Origin of the sequence: Arthrobacter crystallopoietes (genome assembly GCF_002849715.1) — a bacterium.
GTDB classification, from domain to species: Bacteria; Actinomycetota; Actinomycetes; order Actinomycetales; family Micrococcaceae; genus Crystallibacter; species Crystallibacter crystallopoietes.
The window spans coordinates 1,568,590-1,587,379 of record NZ_CP018863.1 but is presented as its reverse complement, the minus strand read 5'-3'; the positions used below and the strand labels follow the sequence as shown (position 1 = coordinate 1,587,379).

At 64.2% G+C, this 18,790-nt stretch carries 19 protein-coding genes and 1 tRNA gene; 9 read left to right on the top strand and 11 right to left on the bottom strand.

Annotated features, from left to right (window positions below; translation table 11 throughout):
* The first annotated feature begins 7 nt into the window (after positions 1-7).
* A complete protein-coding gene (locus AC20117_RS07530) occupies positions 8-1,114 on the top strand; it encodes a phosphate ABC transporter substrate-binding protein PstS (RefSeq protein ID WP_074700256.1) in 1,107 nt (368 codons plus the stop codon).
* Here the strand turns inward: AC20117_RS07530 and AC20117_RS07525 are convergent.
* The 6 genes from AC20117_RS07525 to AC20117_RS07500 all read right to left on the bottom strand — a co-directional run bounded on the left by AC20117_RS07525 (position 1,111) and on the right by AC20117_RS07500 (position 5,949).
* Positions 1,111-1,716 carry an SRPBCC family protein gene (locus AC20117_RS07525; RefSeq protein WP_074700257.1) on the bottom strand — a complete coding sequence of 202 codons (606 nt, stop codon included), beginning with the start codon at positions 1,714-1,716 and terminating at the stop codon, positions 1,111-1,113. The two genes, AC20117_RS07530 and AC20117_RS07525, sit on opposite strands and share 4 nt — an antisense overlap.
* 67 nt (positions 1,717-1,783) lie before the next feature.
* Positions 1,784-2,581, bottom strand: coding sequence for an SRPBCC family protein (locus tag AC20117_RS24215; RefSeq protein WP_083339944.1), 798 nt, complete (start codon positions 2,579-2,581; stop codon positions 1,784-1,786).
* A gap of 215 nt (positions 2,582-2,796) precedes the next feature.
* The gene (locus tag AC20117_RS07515) at positions 2,797-3,339 is read right to left on the bottom strand and encodes a YceI family protein (RefSeq protein ID WP_074700258.1); all 543 of its coding nucleotides are present in this window, start codon (positions 3,337-3,339) and stop codon (positions 2,797-2,799) included.
* A gap of 133 nt (positions 3,340-3,472) precedes the next feature.
* The gene (locus tag AC20117_RS07510) at positions 3,473-4,270 is read right to left on the bottom strand and encodes an enoyl-CoA hydratase/isomerase family protein (protein WP_074700259.1); all 798 of its coding nucleotides are present in this window, start codon (positions 4,268-4,270) and stop codon (positions 3,473-3,475) included.
* Positions 4,271-4,297: 27 nt separating this feature from the next.
* Positions 4,298-5,086, bottom strand: a complete 789-nt coding sequence (locus AC20117_RS07505; protein WP_074700260.1) for an inositol monophosphatase family protein — start codon at positions 5,084-5,086, stop codon at positions 4,298-4,300.
* 65 nt (positions 5,087-5,151) lie between these two features.
* Positions 5,152-5,949 (bottom strand): LysR family substrate-binding domain-containing protein, encoded by a 798-nt coding sequence (locus tag AC20117_RS07500; protein WP_074700261.1) that lies wholly within the window; start codon positions 5,947-5,949, stop codon positions 5,152-5,154.
* 125 nt (positions 5,950-6,074) lie between these two features.
* Here AC20117_RS07500 and AC20117_RS07495 point away from each other — a divergent pair, with 125 nt between their 5' ends.
* Positions 6,075-6,470: a DUF5997 family protein gene (locus AC20117_RS07495; protein ID WP_074700262.1), complete on the top strand. Its 396-nt coding sequence runs from the start codon at positions 6,075-6,077 to the stop codon at positions 6,468-6,470.
* 64 nt (positions 6,471-6,534) lie between these two features.
* Here AC20117_RS07495 and AC20117_RS07490 read toward each other — a convergent pair whose 3' ends face one another.
* Entirely contained in the window at positions 6,535-6,915 is a 381-nt protein-coding gene (locus AC20117_RS07490) for a VOC family protein (protein WP_074700263.1), read from the bottom strand.
* A gap of 131 nt (positions 6,916-7,046) precedes the next feature.
* Positions 7,047-7,129: transfer RNA gene (locus tag AC20117_RS07485), tRNA-Leu, on the bottom strand.
* Positions 7,130-7,553: 424 nt separating this feature from the next.
* On the opposite strand from AC20117_RS07485, the gene AC20117_RS07480 reads away from it, so the two are divergent.
* From AC20117_RS07480 to pknB, 7 genes are read left to right on the top strand one after another with little or no spacing between them, the layout of a single operon-like run.
* The gene (locus AC20117_RS07480) at positions 7,554-8,294 is read left to right on the top strand and encodes an FHA domain-containing protein (protein WP_074700264.1); all 741 of its coding nucleotides are present in this window, start codon (positions 7,554-7,556) and stop codon (positions 8,292-8,294) included.
* Positions 8,294-8,776, top strand: a complete 483-nt coding sequence (locus AC20117_RS07475) for an FHA domain-containing protein FhaB/FipA (RefSeq protein WP_074700265.1) — start codon at positions 8,294-8,296, stop codon at positions 8,774-8,776. The genes AC20117_RS07480 and AC20117_RS07475 overlap by 1 nt, the downstream gene beginning before the upstream one ends.
* Positions 8,777-8,778: 2 nt before the next feature.
* A complete protein-coding gene (locus AC20117_RS07470) occupies positions 8,779-10,419 on the top strand; it encodes a PP2C family protein-serine/threonine phosphatase (RefSeq protein ID WP_074700266.1) in 1,641 nt (546 codons plus the stop codon).
* Complete coding sequence (locus AC20117_RS07465) at positions 10,412-11,851, top strand: FtsW/RodA/SpoVE family cell cycle protein (RefSeq protein WP_074703147.1); 1,440 nt, start codon at positions 10,412-10,414, stop codon at positions 11,849-11,851. The genes AC20117_RS07470 and AC20117_RS07465 overlap by 8 nt, the downstream gene beginning before the upstream one ends.
* A complete protein-coding gene (locus AC20117_RS07460; RefSeq protein ID WP_074700267.1) occupies positions 11,848-13,296 on the top strand; it encodes a peptidoglycan D,D-transpeptidase FtsI family protein in 1,449 nt (482 codons plus the stop codon). Before AC20117_RS07465 ends, AC20117_RS07460 begins: the two co-directional genes overlap by 4 nt.
* Positions 13,293-15,086, top strand: coding sequence for a protein kinase domain-containing protein (locus AC20117_RS07455; RefSeq protein WP_074700268.1), 1,794 nt, complete (start codon positions 13,293-13,295; stop codon positions 15,084-15,086). The genes AC20117_RS07460 and AC20117_RS07455 overlap by 4 nt, the downstream gene beginning before the upstream one ends.
* A gap of 27 nt (positions 15,087-15,113) precedes the next feature.
* Positions 15,114-17,156, top strand: coding sequence for a Stk1 family PASTA domain-containing Ser/Thr kinase (gene pknB, locus AC20117_RS07450; protein WP_074700269.1), 2,043 nt, complete (start codon positions 15,114-15,116; stop codon positions 17,154-17,156).
* Between the two features lie 37 nt (positions 17,157-17,193).
* Here pknB and AC20117_RS07445 read toward each other — a convergent pair whose 3' ends face one another.
* Genes AC20117_RS07445 through AC20117_RS07440 form a run of 3 tightly spaced genes read right to left on the bottom strand, consistent with a single transcriptional unit; the run spans position 17,194 to position 18,763 of the window.
* On the bottom strand, positions 17,194-17,838 hold the full coding sequence (locus AC20117_RS07445) for an aminodeoxychorismate/anthranilate synthase component II (protein WP_074700270.1): 645 nt from the start codon (positions 17,836-17,838) through the stop codon (positions 17,194-17,196).
* A gap of 2 nt (positions 17,839-17,840) precedes the next feature.
* Positions 17,841-18,005, bottom strand: coding sequence for a hypothetical protein (locus AC20117_RS23525; RefSeq protein ID WP_169992143.1), 165 nt, complete (start codon positions 18,003-18,005; stop codon positions 17,841-17,843).
* A 2-nt stretch (positions 18,006-18,007) separates the two neighbouring features.
* Positions 18,008-18,763: a class E sortase gene (locus AC20117_RS07440; RefSeq protein ID WP_335644989.1), complete on the bottom strand. Its 756-nt coding sequence runs from the start codon at positions 18,761-18,763 to the stop codon at positions 18,008-18,010.
* Between the last annotated feature and the right edge of the window lie 27 nt (positions 18,764-18,790).

The following is an 18,790-nucleotide window of genomic DNA, read 5'->3' as shown; positions in this document are numbered from 1 at the left end:
AAAGAGGATGGCTCCCCGACTTTTCCCCACCTTGGCCCTGACCTCTGCTGCCCTGCTGGCCCTGACGGCCTGCGGCTCCGACTACCCCCTGGGGCCGGAGCAGGAAGCAGCGGCCCAGCACGGATCCGATCTGACCGGAACCCTTTCGGGTGCCGGTTCGTCCGCCCAGAACGCGGCGATGGATGCTTGGCGCGCGGGCTTTAACCTGCTTCATCCCAAGGCGCAGGTCCAGTACTCCCCGGATGGTTCCGGTGCCGGCCGGACCGCATTCCTGGCCGGTGCCGTGGAATTTGCCGGATCGGACGCGTACCTTGACGCCGAGGAAATGGAACGCGCCAAGGAAGTTTGCGGCCCCGGGGGCGCATTCAACGTGCCCGCCTACGTCTCCCCCATCGCCGTCGGCTTCAACCTGCCCGGCATCACTGAACTGAACATGGATGCCGCCACGATAGCGGGGATCTTCAAGGGCGAGATCACGAACTGGAACGACCGGGCCATCGTCGAACAGAATCCCGGTGTGGAACTGCCTGATCTGCGCATCACGCGGGTGAGCCGCGGCGATGACTCCGGGACCACCGAAAACTTCACCGAGTACCTGCATGCCGTGGCTCCGGATGTCTGGACGGCCGAACCCAGCGATGCCTTCCCGTCGGACTTCGTTGCGGAAAACGCCCAAGGTAACACCGGAGTGGTCAGCATGGTCGCCCGCACCGAAGGCGCCCTGACCTATGCAGATGACTCTGCGGTCGGACCTCCACTGGGCAAAGTGAACCTCAAAGTCGGCGACGATTACGTGCCGGTCAGCTCCGAGGGCGCGGCCATCGCCCTCGACGAGGCCGAACCGGCGGAGGGGCGCCCGGAGTACGACCTCGCACTGGAACTTGACCGGACCACCACGGCCGACGGCGCCTACCCGCTGCTGCTGGTGTCCTACCACGTCTGGTGCACAACCTACGATGATCCGGAAAAGATCGAACTGATCAAGACCTTCGCCGAGTATGTCCTCAGTCCGGAAGGCCAGGCCGCTGCAGCGGAATCGGCCAAGAGCGCCCCGATCTCGGAGCGGCTCTCGGAGCGGGCTATCGAGTCGGTAGAAAGAATCAGCGCCCGCTAGATTCTGCTTCCGTACTCTCCCGTCTCCGGACTGCCGCCTGCCGGCTGGTCTTTGCCCGCGGCAGGGTCCTGCACCGGTATGTCGTGCTGCTCTGTGTATCCCGGTGGGAATCCGCCGCCAGCGGTGCCGCCATAGTAATCCCGGCTGCCCAGGCCGTGCTCGGAGGCAGGATGATGGGTCTCCGAGCCGCCGGTTTCCACATACTGCTTGAACCGCCAGAGTTCGTTGCGTACCTCGCGGTGGTCCGACCCTAAAGTGGCTCCGGCCTTTTCCACGACCGACCCGGGGTGCCAGTCGATCCGCACGACCATCCGTGTTCGACCCGGATCGAGTTCAAGGAACTCCACCGAGCCCTGATGCGGCACCCCTTCCGCGGTTTCCCAGGCCATGCGTTTGCCCGGTAGCTCCTCGGTAATCTTCGTCTCGAACTCCCGCCGGACGCCACCGACCTTGGTGGTCCAGTGGTGTGTCACGTCATCCTCGCGGATGACCCGTACCACGCCGTGCATGAAGATCCCGAACGCTTCGAACCTTGTCCACTCGCGGTAGGCTTCGGCAGCCGGGGCCGCAATGTCGACTGTCTGCTCGATCTTGGCCATCATTCAACCTTCTTCTTCCAGTGGCCCCTTTTAGGTGGTCGCCTTTAGGTGGTCGCCGCCGCGGGGCAGATCAGCGCCCTGCTGCGTTCCGCCCCGTCTCATCGGTGTCCGGATCGGGCTCGTTGTCCGGGTCATTCAGCGTTCCGCCGGGGACATCCTGGAGCGGCACCTTCGAGGTTTCGCCCAGGGCCGGATCGTCCAGCAGCGGTTTGTCCGACCTGGCGGCGGGATCTTCGATCGGCAGGTCGTCCTTGTTGGTGCCTCCCGGCGGAAACCCGCCGGCCCCGGTGCCGCCGTAGTAATTCCGGCTTCCCAGGCTGTTGTCTTTCTCCCCGGTCCCGCCCGTGGACGCACCCGCTGCCGCAGCGGCCCCCGCACTTTCGGATGGTCCGGCAGGTCCTGTCGATGCATCACCGGGTCGGTCCACATTGCCACGCCAGGCTCCGGTCTCGGAGCCCTGGGTTTCGATGAACTCCTTGAACCGCTTCAGGTCGGATTTCACCTGGATCTTGTCGGCTCCGGCAGCCGCTCCGACCTTTTCGACAAATGTGTGCGGATCCCAGTCCAGCTGGACGGTGACCCGCGTGTGTCCGTCGTCGAGCCGGTGGAAATCAACCGCCCCCGCGTGGCTGGTACCGTCGGTGCTCTTCCACGCGATCCTTTGGTCCGGATGCTGCTCGGTGATTTCGGTGTCGAATTCACGCTCGACGCCGGCGACCTTCATTGTCCAGTGGTTTGTGGTGTCGCTGAGCTGCCGGACCGACTGGATCCCATGCATGAACTGCGGGAAGGACTCGAACTGGGTCCACTGGTTATAGGCCATGGACACCGGGACGGCTACATCGATCGTTTCATTGACACTTGCCATGATCATCCTCTTCCAGTTGGAAACTGACTTGAAACCGTTGGGCTTCAGGGAGTGGCCGCCTATTTCCAACGGTACATAACATGACCAGTACCGGCAATGAAGTAGTAAGACTACTGAGAGTCCGCTCCCGTAAACGGCAAAAGCGAACGCCCGCCCCCGGACTGGGAGCGGGCGTTCGCCTCAATGGGCCGGCATCGCCGGCGGGTGCTGTCTAATCAGTTGGCCGGCAGTACGAACGCGGCGTCGACCGTGATGGTGACCTTGTCGCCCACCAGGACGCCGCCCGCTTCGAGGGCTGCGTTCCAGGTGATGCCGAATTCCTTGCGGGAAATCTGCGTAGTGGCGGAGAAGCCGGCGCGGGTGGAGCCGAACGGATCCACGGCCATGCCGCCGGACTCGACGTCGAACGTCACCGGCTTAGTGGTGTCCTTGATGGTCAGCTCGCCGCCCAGCTTGAACTCCTCCGGGCTGCCCTGGACCTGGTTGGCCTTGAAGGTCATGTGCGGGAACTGCTCCACGTCGAAGAAATCGGCGCTCTTGACATGGCCGTCGCGGTTGTCGTCATTCGAGTCGAAGGACGCAGTCTTGACCGTGGCCTCCACCGAAGACGTAGCCAGGGATTCGCCGACCACCAGGGTGGCGTCGGCCTCGGTGAACTGGCCGCGCACCTTGCTGATGCCGGCGTGGCGGACCACAAAGCCGATCTCAGTGTGGGAAGTATCCAGGTTCCAGGTTCCGGGGGTGAGTTCAAAAGCCATAACGGTGCCTCCTAGGCGTAGATGCTGGGATGCCTCCCAGAGATAATCATGCATTTGCATCTACTATGACCCGGTTTAGTTGATGTGTCAACTTATCTAGGCACGAACCTCGGAATGCCGGGAGCCGGACGGCCTACTTCCCCGTGAATTCGGGCTTTTCCTTGGCCAAGAAAGCCTTGGTTCCGATCCGGGCATCCTCGGTGCCGAACGCCGCCCCGAAAGCTTTCCGCTCCACCAACAGCCCCTCGGCGGTCGGCAGGCCGGCGGCAGCATCCACAGTGCGCTTGGCATTGGCGACGGCGGCCGGAGACTTTCCGGCGATCTCGCGGCAGGTGGCCGCGGCGGCGTCGAGCATGTCGTCTTTGCTGTCGAACACCGCGTTGACCAACCCGATCCGGTAGGCCTCCTCGGCCCCGATGGTCCGCCCGGTGTAGATCAGTTCCTTGGCGCGGGCCAGCCCCACCAGATGCGGCAGGCGCACCGTGGCGCCGAAGCCGGGGATCAGGCCCAGGTTCACTTCGGGTTGGCCGAACTTGGCGTTGGCCGTGGCGTAAATGAAGTCGCAACCCATGGCCAGCTCCAGTCCGCCGCCAAGCGCGAAACCGTTCACGCACGCCATCACGGGGATGGCCAGTTGTTCAAGCGAGCGTGTCAGTTCCTGCATGCCGGCGCTGTAATCCCGGGCCTGGGCCGGGGTCATGTCAGCCATCTGCCTGATATCCGCGCCCGCCGCGAAGGCTTTCTCGCCCGATCCGGTGATCAGGATGCTGCGCACCTCCGCGCCTTCGGGCGACTGGACATCCGCCACGAACTGGGTCAGGTCGGCCACCACCTGCGTGCTCAGCGCATTGAGCGCCTCGGGCCGGTTGATCACCACGGTGGCCAGCTCGCCGAGGCACTCCAGCTGGATGGTTTCGTACGTCTTTTCCATGGGCATTCCCTTCCGGATCTTTTCGGGCTAAGCCCGGCTCTGCAACAACGCGACGGCGTCCGCCACCTGCGCTTTTCCGCCGGCTACATACCAGCGGTAACCATTTAGATGCACGACGGCGGTGTCCCCGCCTGCCGCTTCCACCAGGGCCTTGCCCGGGAGCCAGTCCCATTCCGGCAGGCCCTGCTGGAACCAGACGCCGAAGATGCCGGCCGAAGTCGCCGCCAGTTCGCAGGACGCCGACCCCCAGGTACGGTACGTAGCCGCTCCCAGCACGGCGGCCATATACGGCTCCGCCGCGGCAGCATCCCGAAGGTACGTGTGGTGGAGGTACGCGGAGGCACAGCTTTGGTCCAACGGTGCGCTCGTGGCCTCCCCGGTCCGAACGCCGTTGCGGGTGGTCGGCAGACCGTCCCCGCCGATCCACAGCGCATCCTCGGCGGGGTGGTAGATGGCACCGAGCAGTCCGCCGTCGTCGTTCTTGAGGGCGATGGCCGCACACCAGTAGGTGCCGCCGGTGAAGAAGTTGTAGGTCCCGTCCACCGGGTCGATGACCCAGGTGCGGCCGGAAGTGCCCGTGTGGCTGGAGCCTTCCTCACCGAGGATGCTGTCGTCGGGACGGACCCGGCGCAGGGTTTCCACCACCAGCTGCTCGGCCGCATGATCCGCTGCGGTGACGACGTCGGAAATGCTCGTCTTTTCCTCGAAGGTCACCACGGCGGCGCGCATTCCTGCCGCCAGCGTACCCGCGGAGCGCACCAGCCAGGCGGCGAGCTCGGCGTCGTCAAGGTGTTCGGGGATCTCGGGTGAAGTCATAGCTCCACCCTAATGCGAAGCCGGCCAGCCTCCGTGCCCTGGCACTGCGCCCGGGCATCGGCGGGTCAGCGGCCGCCCTTGCCCCGAGGCTTGCCGCCCTTCGCCGGCCCGCCCTTTGTCTGGCGGCCCTTGGTAAAGCCGCTCTTGCCGGCGCCGCCTTTTCCGGAGCCGCCCTTGGCCTTGCCCGCAGTTTGGCCTCCCTTGGCCTGGGTTCCCTGCCCGGCTTTGCCGGCGCTTCCGCCTGCAGGCTTGCGTCCGGCTTTGGCGTCCTTCTGCCCGGCCTCCTGCTGGGCCGACGGCTGTCGGGAACTGTTGGCGGTGCGGCCGCGGACAATCCCGATGAATTCCTCGATGGTTTCGTTGGTCTTATCGGTAATCCATGCCACCCCGATCTGCGTTTCGGGGGCGCCGGACAGGGGCTTGTAGACCACGTCTTTGCGGTTGTGCAGCCTCGCCACGGACATCGGCAGGATCATCAGTCCGGCTCCGGAGGCCACCACTTCCACGCCGGACTTGGCTCCGCCCATTTCCACCGGGTCCAGAAAGTTCTGGCCGTCCAGCTCGGCCAGCGGCACGTCGTTGTCGTAAAGCTCTATGTCGTGGTCTTTCGGGGCGACCACCACCGGCACCTCTGTATATAAGGGGATGACGCTCAGGCCCTCACGGTCCACGGGGAGGCGCACAAAGCTCAGATCGGCCCGGCCATCCCACAGGACGGCGGCCTGCTCGGCTTCTTCACAGGCGGATACGGTGAGCGGTACGTCCGGGACGCGTTCTTCCCAGCGCCGGACCCATTTGCCCGGCGTCACGCCGGGCACGATCGCGATCCTCAAGGCCGGCAGCGGCGGTTCTTGTGCATCCATGCGGCTCCTTCTGGCCGGCCTGTCCCGACGTTTCGTCTCTTCCGGCGCCGGCCGCGCAGGCAGTCACCGCGAGGGCCCGCACCAAGCTCTTCAACACCTTAGCCCAAGACCGTTACGCTTGAGCCATGACAAGCGCGAAATCCTCCCAGTCCATGAAACCTGCCACGGCAGCCAAAAAGCTGGGCATTTACCTCCCGGCCGCCCCGCAGGAGTTCCAGGACAACCCGGTAACGCGCGAGCAGTTCAGCGAACTGCAGTCCAATCCGCCGCAGTGGCTCGAAGAGCTGCGCCGCAACGGTCCGCATCCCCGCCCCGAGGTGGCCCGGAAACTCAACGTGTCCATCAGCGGCCTCGCCCGCGGCGGGGTCACCGAACCGCTGACGACGGCGGAAATCACCGAGCTGCTGCAGAACCCGCCGCAGTGGCTGGTCGCCGAACGTGCTTCCTTCGCCGCCGTCCGTGCCGAGGAGCTGCGCCTCAGGGACGAAGCCAAGAAGGAAGAGGCCAAGAAAGCCCAGTAGTCCTTACCGCTTCCCCTCCGTCCGGCCCGCATGCACGCGGCGGACGGAGGGTGCGGCGGACGGCTCAGTCCTGGTGGAGCTGGATCAGGTTTCCGCAGCTGTCGTCGAAGACCGCGGACATCGCGCCGCTGGGATCCACCTCCGGTTCCCCGGTGAACTTCACACCCCTTGCAGTGAGCCGCTCGTATTCCGCCCGCACATCAGGAACGCCGAAAACAATGGCGGCCATGCCGGCGTCGTAAACGCCTTTCATATAGGCCTCGCCAATAGGGTTGTCGCTCGGTTCCAAGAGGAGGCCGGTGCCCTGCCCCTCGTCCGGCGACTTGACGATGAATAACTGGTGTTCGGGCATTGCCATGAGTTCCTCGAAACCCAGTGTTTCGGTGTAGAACTTGAACGCCTCGGCGGGGTTTTGGACATGGATGCTGCACATTTTGATACGCATGCCGTGAAGACTACCCCGGCCGCAGCGTCACGCGGAAGGCGTGGGAGGGTCAACGCCTATAACCCCTATAACCCGCGGGCACGTGTTAAACACATCAGCCCCGATCCGAAGACCGGGGCTGATGTTTTGCGTGCGCGAGGGGGGATTTGAACCCCCACGCCCTTTCGGACACTGGCACCTGAAGCCAGCGCGTCTGCCGTTCCGCCACTCGCGCGCAACTTCCTTGCAGATCATTTCCTGCAAGAACAGCGAGATCAATACTAGCCTGAAACCTGCCGAAATTCCCAATCGGCGGTTTCACCCGCCAAATGCGGGGGTTCCGAGGCGCGCTTCCCTGCCCGCAGAAACAGCATGCGCCCCCAAACAACCGCAGAAACACAAGGGTTCGGGCCGGGACGGCAGCGGAACATGCCTCAAGTTGAACGCGGCCGCTCGCTCTGGAACACTGCCGAAGACGGAAAAAGGAGCACAAGTACGCAAGGTGACCTTCGCCACTGCACGGCAACTTTCGGTGGCGGGGAAACGTTAGCGTTAAAGCCTTTTGGACCAGTCGCAAGTAGTATCGAAGTGGATAATCGTCCTACGGGCGTGCCCTTGTGGCATGCGCGGACCGCTATACCAAGGAGAGGAGGCAGCCAGTGGGCTTACTGGATAACGTTGAACGCGGCATCGAAAAGATGGTCCGCGGTGCCTTCTCGGTGGGCGGAAAAGGCCAGGTGCAGCCGGTGGAAATCGCGAGCCGACTGCGCCGCGAGCTCGACAACCGCTCCATCACCCTGGCCCAGGGACGCACGCTTGCCCCCAACGTGTTCGAGATCCGCCTCAGCGGTTCGGACTACGCCATGGCTCAGCAGTGGGGCTCCACCCTGGCGGAAGAGCTGTGTGATGTGGTGATCAACCACGTGAACAGCCAAAAGTACACACTGCAGGGTGCGGTACGCGTTTCCTTCAATCAGGACGACGAACTCAAGCCCGGGGATTTTGAAATCGACTCCTCTGCGGAGAAGTCCGGGGCTGCGCCGGCCTCACAGCCACGCAGACCGGCCACACCGGCGGCGCCTGCCCGCCAACCCACTAGGCTCCAGCCTGTCCTGGAGATCGAAGGCCAGCGCTATTCACTGAACGCGCCCTCCATCGTTCTCGGCCGGTCATCCGAAGCGGACATCCTCATCGATGACACGGGAGTCTCACGCAAGCATCTTGAAATCCGCACTGAAGGTGGATCCGCCACTGCCGTGGATCTCGGCTCCACCAACGGCAGCTTCGTCAACGGCCAGCGCATCCATGGCCAGGAGGACCTGACTGACGGGACCGTGATTACGATGGGCCGCACCCGCATTACCTTCCGTCTGCTGCCGGCACGGGGCGGCGGGGCCTGATGGACGATCTGGTAGTAACCGCCCTGCGCTTCGGGTTCCTGATCTTGCTCTGGCTCCTGATCATCAGCATCATCTCCGCACTGCGCCGGGATCTGATGATCGGCAAAAAGGACAAGACCGGCGCCCCGACGGCACGACAGGTCCGCAAGAATCCGGACCTGGCCGAGCAGCACGCCGCACCGCCGCGCGTTCAGGCGCGCAAACTGATCGTCGTCGAAGGCCCGTTGGCGGGCAAGACGCTTGACCTCGCCGCCAGCCCGATCCTGCTGGGCAGGGCGCAGGAAGCAACGCTCGTGCTCGAAGACGATTACGCGTCCGGCCGCCACGCCAGGCTGTTCCCGCAGGGCAGCCGCTGGTTCATCGAGGATCTTGGTTCCACCAACGGAACCTACTTGGGGGAAACGCAGCTGACACGCGCCCTGCCGGTTGAGCCCGGCGCACCCATCCGGATCGGTAAGACGGTCATTGAATTGAGGCCATAGCCATGGCGTTGATCCTGCGCTACGCGGCGCGGTCGGATGTAGGCAAGTCCCGTTCCAAGAATGACGATTCGGCCTACGCCGGGCACTATCTGGCTGTTGTGGCAGATGGCATGGGCGGACACGCGGGCGGCGACGTCGCCTCCGCTTCCACGGTCCTGGACCTGGTCCATCTGGACCGCAGCGACCACGAGGATCCAGCGAACGTCCTCGCCGACGAAATCCAGACGGCCAACTCCATCCTCTCGGAGCTGGTGCAGACCAGCCCAAAGCTGGCCGGCATGGGCACCACGGTCACGGCGCTGCTGCTCCACGATGACCAGCTCGAGTTCGCGCACATCGGTGACTCGCGCGCCTATCGGCTGAAGAACGGCACCTTCGAACAGATCAGCATCGACCACACCTTCGTCCAGCGGTTGATCGATGAGGGCCGGCTGCGCCCCGAAGAGGCGGAGGTGCATCCGCACCGCAATGTGCTGATGCGTGTTCTCGGCGATGTGGACGCCAGCCCGGAACTCGATCTGGCTTCACACCCGGCCGAGGCCGGCGAGAAGTGGCTCCTGTCCTCGGACGGCCTTGACGCCGTCGTGCCTGACCACGTGATCGAAGACGCAGTCCGTTATTCGGATTCCCTTCAGGACACGGTGGACCGGCTCGTGGAGCTCACGCTCGAAGGCGGGGCACCGGACAATGTCACCGTTGTCATGATCGAAGTAGCGGAAGCGACCGAAGCGGATCTTGCCGCCGCAGCCGTCCGGTTGAATACGCAGCCGGAGCCCGACGACGCCCTGATCGATGATGCTGCTGCCGTTCCCGCTGCCACCGCTTCCACCGGGCGGCAAAATAACGACGACGGCACCGCCGCCGCCGCGTCCGTCGCCGATAATGCGGAAGACGCCGTAGACCTCTCGGGCAATCCGATCGGCGCGGTGCGGGCCGACTTGATCCGCCGCGAGCTCTCCACCCGGCCGCACGTACTGGTTGGTGCCGCTGCCCTAGCCACGGAGACCGGCCAGATCCCGATCGTTACCCAGCACTCCACCCAACGCCGTGCCGCAGCTCTGCTCACCCACAAGGCTCCTTCGGCCGAAAGCCCGGCTGACGATGAGCCGGAGGAGCCCGTGCGCCGCGGCTGGATCGTTCCTGCTTTCCTCGCCGTGATGTCCATACTCCTGATAGCCGTCCTGTGGTTCGGCTACCTCTGGACCCAGACCCAGTATTTCGTCAGCCAGTACGAGGGCCGGGTCGCGATCTATAATGGGGTCTCGCAGAACATCGGTCCCATCGAGTTGTCCCATCTGGACACCGCCTACAACATCCGGCTGGAGAGTCTGCCCGTGTACCAGCAGCAGCGGCTGAACTCCAGCATTCCGGCACGGGATCTGGAACATGCCGAAGAAATCGTGGAAAGCCTGCGGGTTACCAGCCGCCGGAACTGTCCTGATCCCGCGCCCACGCCCACGCCGTCGCCTGGCGGCGAAAGGTCGACTTCCTCGCCCACCGAGTCCGCATCCCCAACGGCATCCCCATCGCCGGAGGCAGCAGAGTCGACGGCCAGGCCAACCGCTTCCGCCGCCGGCGGGACCCCAACGCCCCAGCCGACGCCGACCATTCCGCCCGAATGCCTAGGTGGTCCAGTTGAGTGACATCACGACCGTCCCCAAGCCCCGCCGCAACGTCGAGTTGCTGCTGCTGATTCTTGCCCTTGCCGTCGGCGTAGGTGCGAACTTCCTGGTCGGGCTGGATCAGGATCAGGCCCTTGACTCGGATTTCTTCGTTCAGGGCTCCACGCTCATCTTCCTAGTCTTCGCCGTGCATATAGTGCTGCGCATCCGCGCGAAACATGCCGACCCGATCATACTTCCCGTCGTGACCGCAATGAACGGCCTCGGTCTCGCCATGATCCACCGCATCGACATCGCGACCGGAGACCAGGCAGCCAATCGTCAGTTGCTGTGGACCGGCATGGCCATCGGTGTCCTGATCGCTCTGATCTGGCTGCTCCGGGACCACCGCGTCCTGCGCCGTTTCACGTACATTTCCCTGATTGTCAGCGCCGTCCTGCTGATGCTTCCGCTCCTGCCCGGCATCGGCATGGAACTCAACGGCGCGCGGATCTGGATCAATCTCGGGTTCGCCACCTTCCAGCCAGGCGAAATTGCGAAGATCACCCTGGCTATATTCTTCGCGGGGTATCTATCCACAAACCGTGATCTGATCCTGCTGGCCGGCAAGAAGCTGGGTCCCCTGCAGCTGCCGCGCTGGAAAGACATGGGTCCCATGGTGGTCGCCTGGCTGGTCAGCATCGGCGTCTTGATTTTCCAGCGGGATCTCGGCTCTTCCATTCTTTTCTTCGGCCTGTTTATGGCGATGATCTACATTGCCACCAGCAGGGTCAGCTGGATCCTGATCGGCCTGGCCATGATCGCGTTCGGCGGGTTTGTCGCCTTCAAGCTCTTCCCGCATGTGACTGCCCGGATCGACGGTTGGCTCAACGCCTTTGACCCGGAGGTCTACAACCGTATCGGCGGCAGCCACCAGATTGTCCAAGGCCTGTTCGGTCTGGCCAGCGGCGGTTTGACCGGCACCGGGCTGGGCCAGGGACGGCCGGACCTCGTTACCTTCGCCAACAGCGACATGATCATCGCCGCGATGGGTGAAGAACTCGGCCTCATTGGTTTGTCGGCCATTGTCATGCTTTACGTGCTGCTGGTCAGCCGCGGCATCCGCGCCGCCCTCGGCACCCGTGATTCCTTCGGCAAACTGCTCGCCACAGGCCTGTCCTTCACACTGGCGCTGCAGTGCTTTGTCGTCATCGGCGGTGTCACCCGCTTGATCCCGCTGACCGGCTTGACCACCCCCTTTATGGCGGCCGGCGGCTCCTCGCTGCTCGCCAACTGGTTGATCATCGCGCTACTGCTGCTGATTTCCGACGCCGCCCGGCGCCCCGCTATGACCGGTCCGATCAGCAGCGGCCGGCAACCGCAGCGGGGCCTGACATCGCGTATTAAAGCCCTGGGCAGCAAGCCCGCTAAGAACCAGGATCCGCACCGCACCGTGGAGGTGAAGAAGCCATGAACCAGGCCATCAGAAATACGTGGGTAGTCGCGATAGCCATGTTCGCGCTGCTCTTCGGCTCCTTGACCGTCGTGCAGTTCTTTGAGGCGGATGATCTCAATGCCAATGACTGGAACAGCCGCACGCTGTACAAGAACTTCGATAAGAACCGCGGCGCCATTCTGGTCGGCGGAGATCCCATTGTGGAGTCGGTTCCGTCCGACGACGAGTTCGAGTACCAGCGCGTCTACAACGAGCCCGAGCTGTATGCACCCATCACCGGGTTCTATTCCCTGGTCTACAGCGCGACACAAATGGAAGCGGCCATGAACGAGGAGCTGTCGGGCAACAGCAACGACTTCTTCTATGACCGGATTCTGCAACTGTTCTCGGGGTCCCAGGTCGAAGGTGCTTCGGTGGAACTAACGCTGGATCCGGAGCTTCAGCAGATGGCCTTCGACATGATCCCTGACGGAATGAAGGGTTCCATTGTGGTGATGGAGCCGGATACGGGAAATATCCTGGCCATGGCCTCCAAGCCCAGCTTCGACCCCAACGTGCTGGCAGGTCACAACACCGACGAGGTCACTTCCAACATGGCCGAGCTGGAGGAAGTCGCCGGCCTCTCGCCGTTCACCAATCCGGCCACGCAGAGCCTCCTGGCACCCGGTTCGGTCTTCAAGCTGGTGGACACCGCGGCCGCCCTCGAGTCCGGCGAATACGACGCGGACAGCGAACTGGACAACCCGGCCGAACTGCCCCTGCCCGGAACCAACATCTCCCTGCCGAACTTTGTCAACGGCGGCTGCGCGGCCCGCACCACCGTTGATTTCTCCTTCGCCCTCGAGCAATCCTGCAACACTCCCTTTGCACAAATCGCCATGGACCTCGGCGAGGACGCGATTGCAGAACAGGCTCAGAAGTTCGGCTTCGGCGAAGCCTACAAAATTCCGATTCCCGTCACCGCCAGCCAGTTCCCCACGGGCATGAGCGACGATCTGCTGGCGCAGGCCGCGATCGGCCAGTATGACGTGCGTGTGACACCGCTTCAGGTAGCGATGATGAGCGCTGCGATTGCCAACGACGGCGTCCTGATGAAGCCGAATCTTGTGCGCACAGTCCGCGCTCCGGACCTGCGGGTGCTCGACAGCCCCGAGCCCGAGGAGCTGCAGCGTTCCCTGTCCGCGGAGAACGCGGAGCTCATCCAGCAGTGGATGGTCAACGCCGTGGACCGCGGCATTGCCAACGGTGCCGCCATTCCCGGCGTCGAGGTTGCCGGTAAAACCGGAACCGCCGAGCTGATGGCCGGCAGCGAGGGCAATAACTCCTGGTTCACCGGATTCGCTCCCGCCGATGATCCGGAAGCAGTGGTCAGCATCGTTATTGAAGACGTGAACCTGGCCACCGGCTCCCAACTGACTAGTCCGAACGCTCAGAAACTCCTAGAGGCGGTGTTAAATAAGTGAGGCCTACATCGGGTATCACCTTAGGCGGCAGATACCAGCTCACCGAACGTATCGCCATTGGCGGCATGGGTGAAGTCTGGAAGGCACAGGACAAGGTCCTTGGCCGCATTGTCGCCATCAAAATCCTCAAAGAGGAGTACACCGGTGACCCGGGCTTCCTGAACCGTTTTCGGGCCGAAGCACGCCACACAGCACTGCTGAACCACGTGGGCATCGCCAACGTGTTCGACTACGGCGAAGAGGAGGGCTCCGCGTATCTGGTCATGGAGCTGGTTCCCGGCCAGCCGCTGTCCACCATCATCGAGCGCGAACGCGTGCTCTCGCCGGACCGTACCCTGTCCCTGATCGCGCAGACCGCGCGTGCCCTCGCCGTCGCACACGCCCAGGGCCTCGTACACCGCGACATCAAGCCCGGAAACCTGCTGATCACGCCGGACCGCCGGGTCAAGATCACCGACTTCGGCATCGCCCGCCTCGCCGACCAGGTTCCGCTGACCGCCACAGGCCAGGTCATGGGTACGGCACAGTATCTTGCTCCGGAGCAAGCCACGGGCCAGACCGCCACCGGCCAGAGCGATATCTATTCGCTGGGCGTGATCGGCTACGAATGCCTGTCCGGCGCCCGCCCGTTCTCCGGGGAGTCGCAGATCGCCATTGCCCTGGCACAGGTCAACGACACGCCGCCGCCGCTGCAGGAGAACCTGCCGCGCCCGATCCGCGCGCTGCTGATGTCCATGCTGGCCAAGGATCCCGCCGACCGTCCCGCCACGGCCGAGAAGCTGGCCGAGGCAGCCGAGGCCATCCGCGCCGGCAACATCCGCGCGGCCGAGGCTGCCGTTCCCGGCATGCTCCTTTTCGACGGCGGCGACGCGGCCACCAGCGCCGTTACCGCCCCGGTCCCGTCTGCAGGCACGGCTCCCACCCGGGCCGTCGACGCCGGCACGTCCCAGCTGCCTGCCGTCGGCGGTGCTGCAGGCGGGGTAGCAGGTGCTGCCGCGGCCGGCGGCGTGGGCGCCGAGCGTGCCTGGACCGAAACCGATATTGACGACGACGGCGGAGTGCCGCCACAGGAGACCCGTAAGCGACGCAGTCCCTGGACCTGGCCGCTGATCGGCTTGATCGCGCTGATCCTCTTCGCAGTCCTCGGCGCCTGGCTGGTCCCGCTGCTTACCACAACGGATGACGAGTCCACGCCGCCTCCGGCCGCGACGTCGTCGACAACCAGCCGGTCGGCTACCGCCACCACTACGGAAGCCACCGAGACTACACCCGCCCAGACCCAAGACGCACCGACAAACACGCCGGATGAACCCACGACGCCGGACACGGTCCAGCTTGTTGCGTCGAGTTTCCAGGGCCGCCCCTTCGACCAGGTCCGATCCGAACTCGAATCCATGGGCTTCCAGGTCGTCCCCGATCCCGTGGAGAACGACGCCGCGGAAGGTCTGGTCCTGGACATCAGCCCGTCCGGTTCTGTGGCCGAAGGTGAATCCATCCAGGTCACGTACTCCGAGGGACCCGGCACCGTCGATATCCCGGGCGGACTCTCAGGGCAGCCGGAGCAGCAGGTGCGCGAGTCCCTGCTGCAGCTCGGCCTCAGCCCGCAGAACGGAGGCGAGGAGGCGAACGACGCTCCCGCAGGAACCGTCATCAGCATGGACCCGCCGCCGGGCACTGCCGTGCCGGAAGGCTCCACCGTCACCTACATCGTTTCTTCCGGTCCCGAACAAACCCAGGAGCCGGAAGAAACGCTCACCCTGCCGACAACCGTCCCGGACGGCGAGGGATAAGCGTTGTGAACAGTTGCGGACTGGAACATGGAAGGTAAGTACCCAGTGGAAGCGTCCCAGGTCCTGAACGGACGTTACGAGGTAGGTGAGCTCATTGGCCGTGGAGGCATGGCCGATGTGCACCTCGGTCGTGACGTCCGTCTGGGGCGCACTGTGGCGATCAAACAGTTGCGTCCTGATCTGGCCCGCGACCCCTCGTTCCAGTCGCGTTTCCGCCGTGAAGCGCAGGCCGTCGCCGGGCTGAACCATCCGGCGATCGTCGCGGTGTACGACACGGGCGAGCAGGAGCTCCCCGGTTCGGCAGCCCATGATGTCAAAGCACCCTTCATCGTCATGGAGTACGTACGCGGCCGAACCCTGAGGGACCTGATCCGGTCGGGCGAACTGACCATCGAAAAGTCGGTCGATTATGCCCTCGGTGTGCTGGCAGCTCTGCAGTACAGCCACCGCTCCGGCATAGTGCACCGGGACATCAAGCCCGCCAACGTCATGGTGACACCGGACGACCACGTGAAGGTCATGGACTTCGGCATCGCGCGTGCCCTCGCGGATTCCGCCGCCACAATGACGCAGACCCAGGCCGTCCTCGGTACCGCGCAGTACCTCTCTCCGGAGCAGGCACGCGGTGAAACGGTAGACGCCCGGAGCGATCTGTACTCTGCCGCCTGCCTGCTCTATGAAATGTTGGCCAGCCGCCCTCCGTTCATCGGGGACAGCCCGGTTTCGGTGGCCTACCAGCATGTCAGGGAACTCCCGGAACCACCCAGCAGCTTCAACCGGGACGTCACACCTGCACTGGATTCGGTGTTGGCGCGCGCGCTACAGAAAGACAAAGCAGACCGTTTCCAGGACGCCGCCTCCTTCAGCGCGGCCCTCCAAGGTGCCCGCGACGGCATCGTGGTCGCTTCCGACGAGGCTCGGACCGAAGCGATGCCCGCGCAGAACGCTCCTACCGCTGCCTTCACAGCCGCTCCTTTCCCTGTCCCGGTAGGAACACCGGGCAGTAACGGCCCCACTACCCCCGAAGCCGGGGAATCTCCCGACGAGCAGTACGACACCGACGGGCTGGACCAGACCGGTCCCATTAACGCGTCGCCCCACACAGCCGCCATCCCGATGGCGCTGCAGGTCGGCAACGAATCCGAAGAAGTCGATCCGAGCCGCCGTAAGCGACGCCGCGCCTGGACAACCGTGCTGGTGATCGCGCTGGTACTCCTGCTGGCCGGCGGCGGTTTCTACCTCTTTAACTATCTGCGCAACGCCGAACCCGACATGGTCGCCGTACCTCAGGTGGCCGGCATGGAACAGACCGAGGCCTCTAACACCATTTTCAACCACGGCTTCGTGCCGCGGATCGAGTCCAAGTTCAGTGATGAAGTGGCTGAGGGCGAAGTCATTAGCACCGATCCGGAGGGCGGCACGGCGGCCCTGCCGGACAGCGAAGTCATCGTCTATGTCTCGCAGGGCAAAGAGTTCGCCACTATTCCGGATGACTTCAGCGGGCGAACAGAAGGCGAAGTCCGGGACAAACTCCGCCAACTCGGTTTGGAACCGGGGGAGAACGTCTCGGCCAACAGCGCCGTAATCCCCAGCGGGAATGTCATCGCCACCGACCCCAAGGCCGGCGAAAAGGTCCGCACAGGTTCCACCGTGGACTTGGTGATTTCTAATGGCATGGTGACCGTCCCCGCGCTCCTCGGCAAGACAGAGGAAGAGGCCATCAGCCTGCTCCAGGATGACCCCGCCGTCGCGCTGCCCTACCGGGTGGAGCAGGTAGAGAACGAGGTTGTCGATCCCGGCACCGTAACAGCGCAGAGCCACGACGCCGGCAGCAACGTCCCGCAAGGCACCGAGATTGTCATTACGGTCGCAGTCGCGCCGGAGCCGGCTCCCGAACCGACGGAACCGGAGCCCACGGCTCCGCCTACTGGGCCGGACGAAAACAACGGCAACAACAGCGATGACCGTGGCCGGGGAAATGACGACAGTGGCCGGGACGACAGCGGCAACGACGGTCGCGACGACAGCGATAGCCGCGCCTACGACGACTCAGACCTCCCGTTACTCTAGGCCGAAGTTACGTCGGTCTAGAGGAGCCGGGTAGCGGCTATTTGGTGATCAGCGGGCTCAGGGTCGCTGCACGCTCCGCTGCGCCTTCCATGCCCAACGATTCCAGCCAGTTGCCCAGCATAAGGTAGCCGCCCTCGGTCAGAACGGACTCCGGGTGGAACTGGACCCCCCACAGCGGGGCCTCGCGGTGCGCCAGTCCCATGATGACGCCGCCCTCGGTTTCGGCAGTGATCTCAAGCTGCGCGGGGATGGTCTCCCGGACCGCGGCCAGCGAGTGGTAGCGCGTGGCGGTGAAAGGGCTTGGGACGCCTGCAAAGACATTCTGGCCGCGGTGCAGCACTTGGGACGTCTTCCCGTGCATCAGCTCCGCCGCATGGGTCACCACGCCGCCGTAGGCCTCGGCCAGCGCCTGATGGCCTAGGCAGACGCCGAGCATCGGTTTGCGGTTCTCGCCGCACCAGCGGATCAGCTCCACGCACACACCCGCCTCAGCAGGGTTCCCGGGCCCGGGGGAGACCAGCACGCCGTCCCGTGCTCCGGCCAGCTCGATTGCTTCGGCCAGCGTCACGTCGTCGTTCCGGACAACGGTCGTCTCGGCTCCAAGCTGCTGCAGGTAGCCCACGAGAGTGTAGACAAAGCTGTCGTAGTTATCGACAACCAGGATGCGGGGAGTGGTGGTCATGATTATTCGATCGTGCCAATCGTGGAATCGGTGAGCGGGTTGAATTGCGAAAGCCAGGGGAAGACGAACTGCAGAAGCAGCAGGACTGCCCCGGCAATCAACAGGATGGATACAATGATCCGCACCCAGAGCGGCCCGGGCAAATGGCGGAAAATCCAGCCGTACATAATCAGCTCCCGCTTCCTGCCGGAGCGGCGGCATACTCGGCCACGCGCTCGGCGATCTCAGCCGGCGGTCCCTCGGACATGGGCTGCCAGCTCTCCATCACGGCGTAGGCAATGATGCGTTCCGTGGCACCGAAGCGTGGGTTACATGCAGTCATAGTCAGATACCGTTCCGTCGGTTCGGCCTCGGGCTTGGTAGGCACCGGCGCAATGACGTCTACGCGGTCCGGCATCACAATATGGTTGTTGCGGAAGGTGTATGTGTAGTAGCCGTCCTTGGTCTGCACATAGATCTTGTCGCCGGGAACCAGGGTGTGGATCAGGTCCAGTACCTGCCCGTGGGTCTGCCGGTGTCCGGCAACCGCGAAGTTGCCCACCTCGCCCGGCATCTGGGTGCCCGGGTAATGGCCGAGGCCCAGTGAGTCCAGCACGTCGACCCCGACGCCGCTGGTTACCGGCCGGGCATGGTCCTTGCCGAAGCGCGGCACGTAGACGACGGCGAAAGTCTCGCCGTATTCGGGCTTGTCCAGCACCGGCGGCTCGGCGTCGTCGTTGTTTTCTTCCGCGCTCGTCGCTTCCGGACTGGCGGACGGGGCAGCAGCGGCGGGCACCTCGAACTCCTCGAAGAGCGAGGTGAGGGCCTCTTCCTGCTTCTGGTTGGACTCGATATTGGTCCACCACAATTCCCAGCCCACAAACAGCAGAGCCACCAGGCCCAAGGTGATCAGCAGCTCGCCGATCACCTGAACGACAACCTGCACCGGGGACCTGCGCCCGCTGGCCTTTCG